Below are 14,175 nucleotides of genomic sequence, written 5' to 3'. Positions count from 1 at the left end.
ATGACCACGACCACGACCCACCTGGGCACGCCGCTCACCGAACAGGCCATACGCCACGTCAACTTCTTCAACGGCCGCCTCGTCACGCAGGGCGATATGGCGCGCACACAGGAGGCGCAGCATGAGGCGGACGCGCGGCTCGGCCAAGGCATCGGCCCTGGCGTCGTGCACGGGCTGGAGATCTCAATCGCCGACGCAGCACAACGCCAGCTGCGTGTGACGGCCGGCCTGGGCATCAGCACGGCCGGCCAGACGCTGTGCCTGGGCACGGAGCAACTGCTGGCCTTGGCCCCAACGCCCGAGTCGGGCAGCATCGCGACGACCGGTGGCTTCGGCCGCTGCGGCACGCTGTCCGGCGGCGGCTATGTGGCCGGCAACGGCCTCTACCTGCTGACGCTGGCGCCCCTGAGCATCAAGGCGGGCAAGGCGCCGGTACTGGCGCTGGACCCGGGTCATGCCGCTTGCAACAGCGACGCCATCGTCGAGGCGGTCCAACTGCGCCTGCTGCGGATCGAAAACACCCTGCTGGCGGCTCTGGGTTTGGCAGCCAACCCGATCGGCGCGGCGGCGATCTCGAAATGGCGCAGCGCCGTCGCCCATGCCTGCTTCGGCTACCCAGCACTGGCTGCAGCCCATGCGCAGCCCGGCGTGGCGCCGAGCGGCGGCGGGTTGCTGGAGCAACTGCGCGCGAGTTCGCTGAGCGACTGCGAACTGCCGCTTGGCCTTGTCTACCTGAGCGCCAGCGCCGGCATCGGCTTCATCGACGCCTGGGCAGTCCGCCGCCGCGTCGCGGGTGAGCCGGCTTCGCAGGCCTGGAGTGCCTGGTTCGGGCCTGGGCTGGACGCGCTGGGCGAAGCGCAGCTGGCACAGTTTCAGCAGCAGCTGTCGGAAGTCCCGACCGCCTCGCTGGCAGGGCTGAAAGCGGCCGACTGGTTCGCCTGGCTGCCGCCGGCTGGCTTTCTCGATGCGAGCGGCACGCGCCACGTCGACGGCATGAACTTCCTCGATGCCCACAAGCCGTCCCGCACGGTGCCGCTGGCAGCCGGCGACGTGCGTGCGCTGTTGGGCCAAGCGCTGCACCGTGATGCGGTCAAGCTGGGCCTCGCTGGCGACCGGCCGCGCTTCAGGCTCTATGCGGTCGACGGCGGGCCACAGTTCTTCGTTCGCGAGGCACCCAATGCGCCGCATGCCGAGGAGGTCTGGCTGGACGGCCAGCGCGCACGGCTGCCCGGTGTCAACGACGTGCAGGCAGCCATCGATGAGCTGCGCGCACGGGTCTGCGGCGAGCGCAGCGTCTGGCCGGGCATGGATGCGCAGGCGCTGATCGACGGCCAGGACAAGGGCGCGGACCTGACGCTGTGCTTCGAGGCCGGCCACTACGCCCTGGCCGCCCCCCTGCGGCTGGCGGGCCTGGGCCACCTCGTCATCCGAGGCAACGGCGCCGCCTCCCTGCTCAGCTGCCGCAGTGGCGAGGCGGCACTGGTGGTCAGCGACTGTGACTCGCTGACCATCAGTGATCTGGCCCTTGAGGGCGGCCGTATCGGGACTGGCAAGGGCAAGGGCAAGGACGAGGGCAAAGACAAGGACAAGGGCGATTTGGGCGTCGGCCTGCTGGGTGCGCTGACCGTCATCGACGTGCCCAGCGTCTACATTGAACGGCTGAACGCCAGTTGCGACGATGCGGCCGCGGCCGGCGCCGCCTGCATCGTCGTGCGGCAAAGCGTGGCGGAGCCCGTGGCTGCTGCTGCGGCCGTCGACGCCTCAGACACCTTCGTCAACCGCCTGAGCGCTTTCGGGCCCACCGGCGCTGAAAAGGCGGGCGATGCGTCTGGCGACGAGACCGATCGACGCCGCCTGCTGCGACTGCTCAAGCGGGCCAAGCATAAGGACGGCGCGGACAAGAAGCCCGAGTTGCCCGAGGCCAGCCATGTCAGCATCGTCGACTGCGACTTGCAAATAGGCGCAGCGCAGATCGGCATCCTGTGTACCGACAACGCGCTGACCGAGATCCGCCACAACCGCCTGCGTGCCCGCTACCAGCGGCTGCCGCCGGAACGCGGCATCGTCGTGGCCGGCAGCGCGGCGGTAGTCGTGACGATTGCGCACAACCGCGTCGCTCATGTGGCGCAGGGCATCGCGATCGGCCTGTCGCGCGGCGACCCGCCTAACAGCGCGCCCTTGTCGGTCGAGCGGGCCAGCGTGCTCGACAATCAGGTGCAGATCGGCCTGGGCGAGCGTGACTTGACGCAAAACCGCTTCGGCATCTTCGTCGGCAATGCGCGCTCGGTGGCCATCGAAGGCAACCGCGTGACGCAAGCCGACGCGGCGTTGCTGGACCAAGTCTCGATGGAGGCGATCCGGCTCAGCGGTGTCTACGGCCTGATGCTCTATGTGCGCGGCAACCACATGAGTGGCACCCGCACCGGCATCAACTTCACGCCACTCGCGCCGTTGCCGGTGCGTGACGCGAACAAGCTTCGAGAAAACCCGAGCGCCTGCCTGTGGCTGTTCGAGGGGAATCTGGCCGAAAAGGCGACCAAGGTCATCAAGGTCGACGCGGCGGTGCTAGACCTGATCACCCATGTGTCGAACCTGGCGCTATGACAGCCATGGCTCGGCCAACATCAAGTTTCAACGTGCAAGCCATGGTAGGTAAGGCCGATCGTGTACGCGGACTCACGTCTGGTGCTGCGATCGGCTTAGCGAGTTCGAATCTCGCGCACGTGGGGGCGGGCTTTCACCGCCCGCCCCCGAATCCTTTGCAGGCGCAGGGGCCGGGCCCATGAACGGTACGCCGCCGCACGCGATCCGCACAGTCCGCGTGCCGGCGCGCCTGGCCGGCGAGCAGCGACTGCGCCAGGGCCTGGAGCGCTTGCTGGCTGAGGCCGACCCGGCCCGGCACGGGCTGCCGGGCGATGCCATCGTGCTGGTGAGGCGTCTGGCCATGCGTTGGAGCGCGCTACAGGCCGGCGACAGCGCCACCCGCTACGCGCCGCTGGCGGCCCTGCTGGCCAGCGCGCGCCGAGCCACCTCGGCCGATAGCGATGCCGAGGCGGTTTGGTTCGCCGACGAGGCCGAGATGCTCGCCTGCCTGGCCCGCGACGGCCAGGCGGGCTTGCTGGATCAGCGTTGGTGGTGGCGGGCCGTCCTGCAGCCGCATCGCAGCGGCCGATGGGGCGCTTCGTCGCGGCAGGAGCATGCAGCATTGACTCGCTGGCTGCAGGCACCGCAGCTGATGCCACGCGCGCTGCAAAGGCTGGGACCGCTGCGCGCGCAAGCCTGGCTAGCCAGCCTGGGCAGGGAGGGGATGAGTCGTCTCCTCACCGCGCTGGCCCAGGCCTATGCGCTGCCGGACCCGATCGACGCATGGGTGCTTGATGGCCAGGATGCGGCCTTCCCCGACAGGCAGGGCCTGCAGCTACCGCCGGTGATGAGGGACGCCGCGACGACAGACGCCGTCGTGGCCGAGCGGCTGCTGCGAATTTGCACCGCGCTGCTGTCCGATGCGAGCGCGCTTGCCAACACGGCCGGCCTTTGGCCGCTGGCCAGGCGGGAGGAAAGGGACTCGCCCACTGGCCAGCCTTCTACCGGCTTGCGAACACCGCCACTCGGACGCGGTACAGCGAAGCCTCAGAAGCGGGCGAAGAGCGGCGAACTTGCGAGCGCCAAGCAGGCTCATCCACTGCCGTGCTTAACCCCAGCAAAGGCTGCGCCCGGGCCGGCCGCCGACGCCCCATCGGTGGCACCCGATGTCGATAGCAATGCCGATACCGACTGCAATGTCACTGGCGCTGACGCGAGCCAAGGCAACAGCACGTCGGCATCGGCATCCTGGCCCGCGTCAGACCGCAGCCAAGCCCTGCAACCACCCGCCCGGACGACTGTCCAGGCCGATACCGGGCCGCAAGCCCGGCAGACCGACATCCACGCGGCGTTCCCGCGGTCGACAGACACCCGCCACGGCGGTCTGTTCTTCTTGCTCAACGCCGCGCTGGCCTTGGGCCTTTACGGCGACTTCACGCAGCCACGCCACCGCGGCCTGGCCTGCCCGCCCTGGCGCCTGTTGCTGTTGGCCGGCCAGGCTTGGGCAGGGCCAGGCTGGCGGCACGATCCGCTGCGACGCCGGCTCATCGAGCGCAGTGCCGGCTCGCACGAGCCGCTGCCCTTGCCGCTGTGGCCGCGCCTGCATGCGCGGCTGGCCGAGGCGCTCGGCGATGCCGCCGAACTGCCCGCGCGCGCCCAGATCCGGCACATGCTCTCCCTGCCCGCTAGGCTTCTGGACCGGAGTGAACGAATGGACATCTTTTACCCGCTGGCCCGGCTGCCGCTTGCCGTGCGCCTGGCCGGCCTCGACCGCGACCCCGGCTGGATCCCCGCCGCCGGCTGCGACATCCGCTTCCACTTCGATTGACGAGGAGCCCAGATGGACGCCCAGGCCATGACTGCAACAAGCCATCTGGCGCTCTGGCAACTGCGCAGCGCACTGGCGCTGATCCTCGACGCCAGCCCGCGGCTCGCTTCGCCGGAGGAACTGATGGAGCGCCATCCGGTGCTGCATCTTTACGTCAACCAGGCGGCGCGAGCCGGCTTTGAGGGCCTGGAGCTGCACGAGGCGCTGGCACAGCTCGATGCGCAACTGCTGAGCATGCCTCCGCAAGCGCCGCCAGGTCTGCCGCTGGAGCGGCTGCGCAGCGCCTTGGCGCTCGACGCCCCGGCATTGAGCGGTTTCCTGCTCTGCGCCTGGATCGCCGACGAGCCCGAGCTGGCGCCGCTGGCCGAGGCGCTCGGCGGCCACGAGGGCCGCTGCACCCGCGCCCTGCTGCCGGGTTTGGACGCGGCGCTGGACCGGCTGATTGAAGGCGGCTATCTGCAGGAGCTGATGCAAGGGCGCCGCCGCGTGCTGGAAATGCCCCCCGCCATTTGGACCGCGCTGCGCGGCCAGGCGCTGAGCCCCTGGCGCCACACGCCTAGCGAAGCGCTGCCTGACTGGGCCCAGTTGATCCTGCCCGAGGCGCTGCGCGAGGCCGCCATGCGGCCGGCGAACGGGGCCTGCTGGGCGCTGCGCGGCGTGCCCGGCAGTGGGCGGCGGGCCCTGGCCGGCGCGATTGCCCGCGCCAGCGGCCTCGGCCTGCTCGAAGGCCCTATGGACGACCCGGCCTTGCCGGCTCTTGCCACGCTGCTCGGCGCCATGCCACTGCTGAGCACCGACCCGGCACCGGGCCAGCGCCAGACCCTGCCCGACTGGCCGGGATACGCCGGCCCGATTGCCGTGAAGCTGCCCCGCCACGGCGGACTCGACGCCGAGCACCGCCACCTGCGCTGGCTGGAGCTAACGCCACCCGATGCCGCCGAGCGCGAGCTGCACTGGCGGGCCGCGCTTGGCCGGGCACCGGCCATGCCAGCGCTGGCCGAGCTGCGTCTGCCGCGTGGCCGCATTCACACGCTGGCGGCCCAGGTGCCCGACATCGATCGTCGCCCCGGCGCGCTGATGGCGGAACTGGAGGCCGCCGGCCGCTTCATGCTGGACGGCACGGCCCGCCGCATGCCGCCGCTGGGCGAGGCCGAGACGCTTGCCCTGGGCGACGAGTTGCAGCAGGAATTCGATGCGCTGCTGGCCCGCTGCCGCCACCGCGAGCGGCTGCGCGGCGTGCTGCCGGCCGCCTTCGGACACGGCGGCGGTGACGGCGTGCGTGCGCTATTCAAAGGACCCAGCGGCACCGGCAAGACATTGGCCGCACGCCACTTGGCCGCGACGCTGGGCCGGCCGCTCTACCGGGTGGACTTGGCCGCCACCGTCAGTAAATACATCGGCGAGACCGAGCGCAACCTGGAACGGGTGTTCGAAGCCGCCGAGGCACTGGACATCGTGCTGCTGCTGGACGAGGGCGATGCGCTGATGGCCGGCCGCACCAGCGTCAACAATGCCAACGACCGCTACGCCAATCTGGAGACCAACTACCTGCTGCAGCGGCTAGAAAGCTTCGACGGTGTGCTGGTGGTGACGACCAATGCGGCCGAGCGCATCGACAGCGCGTTTGCCCGCCGCATGGACCTGACCCTGGACTTCGCCCTGCCCGACGCGCTGCTGCGCCACGGCCTGTGGCAAGCCCACCTGCCGCCCCGCCATGTGGTCAGCAGCGCCGCGCTGGACGAGATCGCCCGCCGATGCCCGCTCAGCGGCGGCCAGATCCGCAATGCGGCGCTGCATGCCGCCCTGCTGGGCCTGCAGCACGAGGGCAGTGTCGGCAACGGCGAGCTGCTGAGCGCGCTGCAGCGCGAGTACCGGCGCGCGGGCCAGCACTGCCCGTCCTTGAGCGTCCAGCACTGACGCAAGCATGGGCGCAAGCACCGCCAGCCGCCTCGCGGCAGCACCCTCAGCCGCCAAGGTGCCGCAGCCGTCTTTCCGCGCGGGGACCCGGGACGCGTCACCCCGAGCGTCCCGGGCCGCCAACGCCAACAGCGGGCCGGCACCCGTGCTGCAGCTCGGCGGTGGGCGCCAGCGCGCCCTGAGTGGCGGCAGTGCGCTGGCGCCGCCGGTGCTGGACCGGCTCGAGCGCGGCTTCGGCGCCGATCTGTCGGCCGTGCGCGTGCACGAGGGCGGGGACGCCGCAAGGCTGGCCCAGGCGCAGGGCGCGCGGGCCTTTGCCATTGGCCAGCACGTGGTGCTTGGGCCGGGCGAGAGTTCGCGCGACATCGGCCTGATGGCGCACGAGGTGGCCCATGTGCTGCAGCAGCGTGGTGCTCCGCCAGCGCTACAGCGCTGCGACGGCGGCTGCTGCGCTTGCGGCGGCGGTGGTGGTGGCGGCGGCGCACTGGAAGGCGAGGCATCGGCCGCCGCCAGCAGCATCAGCAGCGGCGGGACTTTTGCGGTCAGCGGCCAGTTGGCTGCCGCGACGCCGCAGTACGAGGGCGAGGATGAAGGCATCTTGAGCGGCCTGGTCTGGCGCACGGCCAATGCGGTGGCACCGCAGCTCGTGCCCATCATGAGGCGCGGTTCCGAGGGCGTGCTGGACTGGATCAAGGACAAGGTCAGCGGCGCGCTGCAGACGGTGGTTGACACAGCGATGGCGCCGGTCAAGACGGTCACGGACTCGGCCAAGTTCCTGCATTCACATATCGCACCGCTGCTCTCGTCCATGCAGGAGGCGGCCGCAAGGATCGCGCAGAACGACTGCAAGCCCATCACCGACGCGGCCGCCAAAATCGAGGACATGGCGACCCGGCTGATCACGCCGGTGATCGAGAAGATTCAGGCCGTGGTCGGCAAGGTGGGCGATTTCCTCTCGGGTGTCTGGGACCGCTTCGGCACCCCGGTCTGGGACTTCCTGAAGAAATACGCCGGCGAGAAATGGCGCCAGGTACAGCAGCTGATCGATTGGGTCTGGGACCTGGCCAAACCGGTGCGAGACCTGAGCGCCAAGGCCTGGAACTGGGTCAAGAACAAGATCGGCATTGGCGACGGGCCCGAGGGCCAAAACGGTATCTTGCAATGGGTGCAGGCCAAGGCCAAGAGCGCCTGGGACTGGGTGCAGGCCAAGATCGAGCCCTACAAAAAGAAGATCCAGGCGGTGCTCGCCACCGTGGCTGCGGTGGCTGTGCTGGTCTCGCCGGCTGGACCCTTTGTGCTCGCCGGCATCGCCATCTACGGTGCGATCCAGGGCGTCAAGTGGATCCGGGCCAATCTGGCCGGCGGCAATGCGCTGGTGCGCGCCCGCGCCCATGCGCAGACGGTGCTGATCCCGCAAATGATCGCGGCCATCAATCGCATGACGGCTGCGGTAATGAAGATGGCCGGCACGGTGACCGGTAGGCTGGGCGAGTTCGCCGCGGGCCTGGGCGCGATGGTGGGCGCGGCGGCCGGCTCGGCGCTGAACTTCCTCGTCAGCGCCGCACAGTGGGTGGCTGACAAAGCGAGCGAGCTGGCGGCCTGGGCCACGACCAAGCTGACCTCGCTGGCCGACTGGGTGCAGCGCGCGATGAACCGGCTGATCGCTTTCCTCCAGCCCTTGCTGGACTTTCTGGCCAAGGTCGGCGCCCTGATCGTCGACGTGACGCAGCTGCCGCTGCTGCTCGCCGGCGCGCTATGGAAGAAGATTCCCGCCTGCATCCGTGACCCCTTCGTCGACTGGATCGTGCCGCTGATCCTGCGCCAGATCGATATCTTCAAGGAGCTTGTCAAGAACGACGAGGCCTGGGCCAAGACCAAGGCGACGGTGATGCGCATCGTGCGCGCGGTCTTCGTCACCCGTGACCTGAAGGGCGCGATCCGCGCCACATTTGAGCTGCTGCTGCAGGTCTTCAACCTGCCGATCGAGCTATTGGTGCAGGTCAAGAACAAGGCCTTGGCGGCCTGGGACGTGGTCTCCAAGGCGCCGATCGCCTTCATCAAGAACGCGGTCAAGGCGCTGGGCTTGGGCCTGCAGCTCTACGGTGCCAAGCTCAAGGACAACCTGCTGACCGGGCTGGAAGGCTGGCTGTTCGGCGAGTTGGCGGACAAGGGCGTCGCCAAACCGAAGAGTTGGACCGACCCCTGGGACCTGGTCAAGCTCGCGCTCGACGTGCTGGGCCTGTCGATGCCGCATTTCTTCGAGCTGCTGGAAAAGCGCTTCGAGAAAGAGACCGTCGACAAGCTGCGCAGGGCTTGGCGGATGATCACAGGCGCCTGGGACTGGATCATGGACATGAAGGCCAAGAAGCCCGGCGAGGTGGCCAAGGAGATCGTGCAGGCGGGCAAGGAGTTCGGCAAGTCGGTGCTGGAGGGCATCGTCAGCTGGATCATGGAGCAGGTCGCGATTGAGCTGACGCTGATGGCCACGGCGGCTGCGGCCAGCGCCGGCCTCTCGGAAGTGGTGAATGCGGTGCGGCGCATCTACCGTGCGATCAAGACCGCCGTGCGCTGGGCGCGCCAGATCGTCGACATGGTCAACAAGACGCTGGACAGCGTGCTCGACATCGCCGCCGGCTCGCTGGCCGGGCCGGCCGAGATCTTCAACCAGGCGATGAAGAAGGCCACGCCCGCCGTCATCGGCTTCCTGGGCGACCAGGTGGGCCTGTCGGGCGTGGCCGAGACGATCAAGGGTCTGATCGACAAGCTGCGCCAGAAGGTCGACAACGCGATCCTCGCCGTCATCGATGCGGTCAAGGGAATGTTCGCCAGCATCATGGCCGGCGCAAAATCGCTGGCGGGCAAACTGTTGGAATGGTGGAAGACCAAGACGCCGATCACCGCCGGCACGAAGAGGCTAACGCTGATAACCGACGGCAGCGAGGAAGAGGTGCAGGTCGCGGTCGCCGCCTCACCGGCCAAGTCATGGAACGACTACATCGCCTCCTTGCCCGACGAGGCCAAGGCCCTGCCCGAATACCAAACGGCGCTGGCGCTGGTGAAGAAGATCCAGACCAAGCAGCCACGCGTGATGGAAAAGGACGAGGCCAAGCGCGATGCACTGAAGTCCGCCCGCTCAAAGCTGCTACAGGACGATATCAATGCGCTGGTGCCGCTGATCAAGGCGCTCAATATGGTCGGCGATGCGGACACACCGACCTCCGTGATCAGCTACAACGGCACCGGAAGCGATGACGGCGGCGGGGGCATGGAGGCCAGCATCCTCAGCAACAAGCATCCGCCAGGCAGCGAGCCCGGCGACTTCCCGCCGATCTGGAACAAGCTCGCCGGCCTTGGTGCCGGCCTCGGGGTCAAGGTGCGCGGCACCTGGTATGTGCAGGGCCACCTGCTCAACCACAACGTCGGCGGCCCCGGCAAGCGCTTCAACCTGACGCCCTGGGGCAAGCAGGCCAATAACGACCACAAAAACTGGGTGGAGACCGACGTCAAAGCCGCCATCGAGGTCGGCAAGGTGCTTGAATACAAGGTCACCGTTCAGCCGGCCTGGGGGACCCTCACCATCCCGCGCCTGAGCGAGTTGGAGGATAAGGCCAAGATGGGCAAGGCGAACACCGACGAAGTCGCCGAGATCGACTCGCTGAAGGCGCTCTCCACCTTGACACAGGGCTTCGTCTGCAATGTCCAGGAACTGAAGAAGAGCAGCGACGGCAAATGGGTCAAGAAGCCGGCAAAAGAGAAGCCACTGGTGATCCGCAACAAGCTCATCCCGAACAAGATCGTCAGCGCCGGCAAGGTCTATGGATATCCGTGACGCACCACGGCTGGCCGCCTTCCGCGGCATCCATGCCGGCGAAACCCTCATCGTCTGCGGCTGCGGCCCGTCGCTGCCCGAGCTGACCGGGCAGGCCGCGCGCTTCACAACGATTGGGGTGAACGACGTGGGCCGGCTCTTCGACCCCGACTACCTGGTCGTCGTCAATCCGCCGCGTCAGTTCGCCGGCGACCGGTTCCGCCACGTGGCTGAATCCCGCGCCAAGGCGATTTTCACCCAGCTCGACCTGGGCCGGACCATGCAGGCACCGCAAGTGCGCGTCGAACTGGGCCAGCGCGGCGGCACCGACACCACTGGCGAACGCCTGCACTTCACACAGAACTCGCCCTATGTGGCGGTCTGCCTGGCGGCGTACATGGGCGCGGCACGGATCGCGCTGATCGGCGTGGATTTCACCGAACATCATTTCTTCGCCCGCAGCGGCAAGCACCCGCTGAGCGGCCGGCTGGCGCAAATCGACGCCGAGTACGGTGCGCTGGCCGAAGCGCTGGCGCGGCGCGGTATCGAACTGATCAATCTGAGCTCGCAAAGCCGGCTGGTGAGCTTGCGCAAGACCTCGCTGGCGGCGCTGGACGCGCCGGCTTCAACGGCGGCGCAAGCGGCAACAGCAACGGCAATGCCAGCAGCAGAGGCACTCGCAGGGCCCATCGCAAGGCCAACGCGCCGCCTCAACATCGTTTCCTACGCGACCTCACCGGTGGCCGGCGTGCCGGCCTTGTTGGCCGACTGCATCGCCCACGCCACCGGTCATCACGCGCAGTGCCTTTGGCCGAGCGGCAGCTATGGCAACGGCGTGGGCTTTGAAGGCGGGCGCAGCTGGGGCCGGAACCCGCAACAAGTGCTTGAAACCTTGGCCGCAGCCGACATCGTGATCGTCCATAACGGCAAGATCGATCCGGCACATGCGAGCGTGTTGCGCGGCAAGCGACTCGTCACGCTGGCTCACAACTACGGCTGGAACGTCGACATGAGCCATGTCCGGACCGGCGGCATGCCGGGCCTGGTGGTCGGGCAGTACCAGGCCACGCTGCCCGAGTTCGCGGGCTGGGGGCTGGTGCCCAACCCTATCCCGCTGTGGCGGGCCGATCACAGCCCGGAGCCCAAGGACGCAAGCCGGATCCACATCGCCTACACGCCCTCGGGCCGCCACGAGCGCTACCCGGCCGGCCATCGACTGTACTGGCACGGCAAGGGCTGGCAGACCACGATGGCGGTGTTGGCGCGGCTGGCGCGGCGCCATCCCGACTGGGTGTGTGTCGAGAGCACCGGCCAGGGCCAACTGAGCCATGCCGAGGCGCTGGCGATGAAGCGGCGCGCCCACATCGTGATCGATGAGTGCGTGACCGGCAGCTACCACCGCAACAGCCTCGAAGGACTGGCCGCTGGCGCGGTCGTCGTCAATGGCGTCGGCTTGCTGGACGGCGTGGAGCAGGCGCTGCGCCGCTGCGCGCCCGGGGCCGTTGGCCCCCTGCCCTTTGTTTTCAGCACGCTGGACGGGCTAGAGGCGACGCTGCTGCGGCTGCTCGAACAGGGCCCGCAAGCGCTGGCTGCCCAGGGCCGCGCCAATCGCCAATGGATGGAAGCGCATTGGGCCTTCGAGCGGCAATGGCCGGCCTTTTGGGCGGCGGCCTGCGGCGACGGGGCCACGCCGGCACGGCCCGCCCCGCCTTCGATCACGGAGCCTCCCGCCATGTCACCTCAGCCCCATTCCTCGCAGCCGCCGCTGTCGGTCGACCCGCTGATCTCCGTCGTCGTTCCGCACGGCGGCGCCGAGCGGCTGCCGCAGCTGATGGGCACGTTGGCCAGCTTGCGCCAGCAGCAAGGCGTGCGGCTGGAGATCGTGGTCGTCGAAATGGGGCCGGCGCCGGTGGCGCTGGACTGTGCGCGGCGCTGGTCCTGCCTGCACCTGTTCATCGAGCATGGCGGCGCTTTTGAGCGCGCCCGCGCGCTGAACGCCGCGCAGCCGGTGGCGGCCGGCGAGCTGCTGCTGTGGCACGACAACGATCTGATCGCCGATCCCGGCTTCATCGCTGCCGCAGTGCAGGAGCTGCGCGAGCGCCGGCTTGACTACCTAACGCCTTATTCGGGCGTGTGCTACCTGTCACCGGCGGATTCGCAGGCGGTCATGCAGGGCCTGAAGGCAGCGGCAGGCTGCAAGCCGGTGCGGGTGCTGGCCTCAGGTTCGGGCGCCTCAGGCGGCGCGGGCTTGGTGCGGCGAAGCTTTCTTGCCCAGCACGGCGGCCTGATCGAGGGCTTCCGCGGTTGGGGTGGCGAGGACAACGCCTGGAATCACAAGATCGGCCTGCTGGGCCGCAGCGGCCATTCGCGCCGGCCCGGACAGCAGATGCACCATCTGCACCATGCCTGCTCTGGCGGCCCGACGCCGGGCGCTGCCAGCGCGGCCAATCCGCACTATGCGGCCAATGTCGAGTTGCTGGGTCAGGTTGGCGCCCTGCGCCAGGCTGAGGCCTTCAAGGCGCGCTTCCCCGCACCGGTGCCGACGCCAGGATTGCTGAGTCGCTTCGATGTGGCCGATGAGGCCGTTGGGGCTGCCGCACCGAGGCCAGGGCTTGCCGTCTGGGCTTACTGGGAAGGCCCCTGCCCGGCTTGGATCCAAGCCTGCCTCGCCACGCTGCGCGCGGCTGCCCCAGCAACATTGCAAGTGCTGGACCGCGAGGCTTTCGAGCGGATGCGCGCGCAGGATCCCGAAGGCGACCGCGACATCAGTCTCGACCGCCTGCGTATCGCCCACCGTGCCGACTACATACGCCTATACCTGCTGCGCCGCTTCGGCGGCCTCTGGGTGGATGCCGACTGCCTGGCCATGCAGCCGCTGCAATCGGTGCTGGACTTGCTGGTCGAGCATGAAACCGTCGGCCACCGTGAGCGCAGCGGCCTGGTCTCGAATGGCTTCCTGGCGGCTCGGCCTGGCAGCCGGATCATCGAGGCGAGCTACGCGCGAGTCTGCGCGCTGCTGCGTTCGCAGCGGCCGCTGGGCTGGACCTCGCTGGGCTCGGAGCCCTTGGGCGCTGCCGTCGCCAGCCTGCCTTCTGCCTGGCACGAGCTGCCATGCCAGCGTGTCCAGCCGGTGTGCTGGAGCGAGCCTGAGACCTTTCTGACCGAGCGCAGTGAGGCCGAACACGCGCAGGCCTTCGACCCCGATGCGTTGTGCTACATGCTGTCCAACTCGCGGATCGGCCCGATGCTGGCGGCGCGGCCGGGCGCCGATTTGCTGAAACCCGGCACCTTCTTTGCCTATCTGCTGGACCGCATCGGGCTACCCACCGGCGGCGCTGCCTCGGCCTCGCTGCACGAGCGCGTCTTTAGTCAGCATGCCCAGCTCTACCGGCGGCACCGCGACGAGTCGATCTCCGGCCCCGGCTCCAACTTGCAGCAGACTCAGCGGCTGCGTGCTGGCTTGCCACTTCTGCTGGCGCACTTGGGCATCCGTTCACTGCTGGATGCGCCTTGTGGCGATTTCAATTGGATGCGCACCGTGAATCTGGGCGTCGAACAGTACATTGGCGTGGATGTGCTGGGCGAGGTGATCGCCGGCCTTCAGTGGCGCCATGCCGGCTTGCGACGGAACTTCCGGCGCCTGGACCTGCTGGATTCCGAACTGCCACGGGCCGACGCGATCTTCTGCCGCGACCTGCTGCCGCACCTGTCCTATGCCGAGAGCCGGGCGGTCTTGCGGAACTTCCAAGTCAGCGGCGCCACCTTCTTGCTGACCACCACCTTCACGGGCGCAAGGCCGAACCGTGACACCGCCGACGGCGAATGGCGCACCTTGAACCTGCAACTGGCGCCGTTTGCCTTTGCGCCGCCGCTGCTGGTCCTCAACGAGCAATGCACCGAGGGCGGGGGTGCCTATGGCGACAAGAGCCTTGCCGTATGGCGCCTTGATGATCTGCCGCTGGATCAATCCGGCCCCGGCCATGGCGGGCAGCAGGCATTGCGCCAGACCGAACACTGCGCCGACTAAGCAATAGCAAAG

At 68.6% G+C, this 14,175-nt stretch carries 5 protein-coding genes; all 5 read left to right on the top strand.

What is annotated here, in order from left to right; all coding sequences use genetic code 11:
* The 5 genes from AABB87_RS05775 (at position 1) to AABB87_RS05755 (ending at position 14,163) form a co-directional block, all read left to right on the top strand.
* Positions 1-2,604: a hypothetical protein gene (locus tag AABB87_RS05775; RefSeq protein ID WP_341970388.1), complete on the top strand. Its 2,604-nt coding sequence runs from the start codon at positions 1-3 to the stop codon at positions 2,602-2,604.
* 178 nt (positions 2,605-2,782) lie between these two features.
* On the top strand, positions 2,783-4,411 hold the full coding sequence (locus AABB87_RS05770) for a hypothetical protein (protein WP_341970387.1): 1,629 nt from the start codon (positions 2,783-2,785) through the stop codon (positions 4,409-4,411).
* A 27-nt stretch (positions 4,412-4,438) separates the two neighbouring features.
* On the top strand, positions 4,439-6,328 hold the full coding sequence (locus AABB87_RS05765) for an ATP-binding protein (protein ID WP_341970386.1): 1,890 nt from the start codon (positions 4,439-4,441) through the stop codon (positions 6,326-6,328).
* 7 nt (positions 6,329-6,335) lie between these two features.
* Positions 6,336-10,157, top strand: a complete 3,822-nt coding sequence (locus tag AABB87_RS05760) for an eCIS core domain-containing protein (RefSeq protein ID WP_341970385.1) — start codon at positions 6,336-6,338, stop codon at positions 10,155-10,157.
* Positions 10,144-14,163, top strand: a complete 4,020-nt coding sequence (locus AABB87_RS05755; protein ID WP_341970384.1) for a capsular polysaccharide synthesis protein — start codon at positions 10,144-10,146, stop codon at positions 14,161-14,163. Before AABB87_RS05760 ends, AABB87_RS05755 begins: the two co-directional genes overlap by 14 nt.
* Positions 14,164-14,175 lie beyond the last annotated feature (12 nt).

The sequence above is a fragment of the Roseateles sp. PN1 genome, from assembly GCF_038419725.1.
Classification (GTDB): Bacteria; Pseudomonadota; Gammaproteobacteria; order Burkholderiales; family Burkholderiaceae_C; genus Paucibacter_A.
This window is presented reverse-complemented; position numbering and strand designations above follow the sequence as displayed.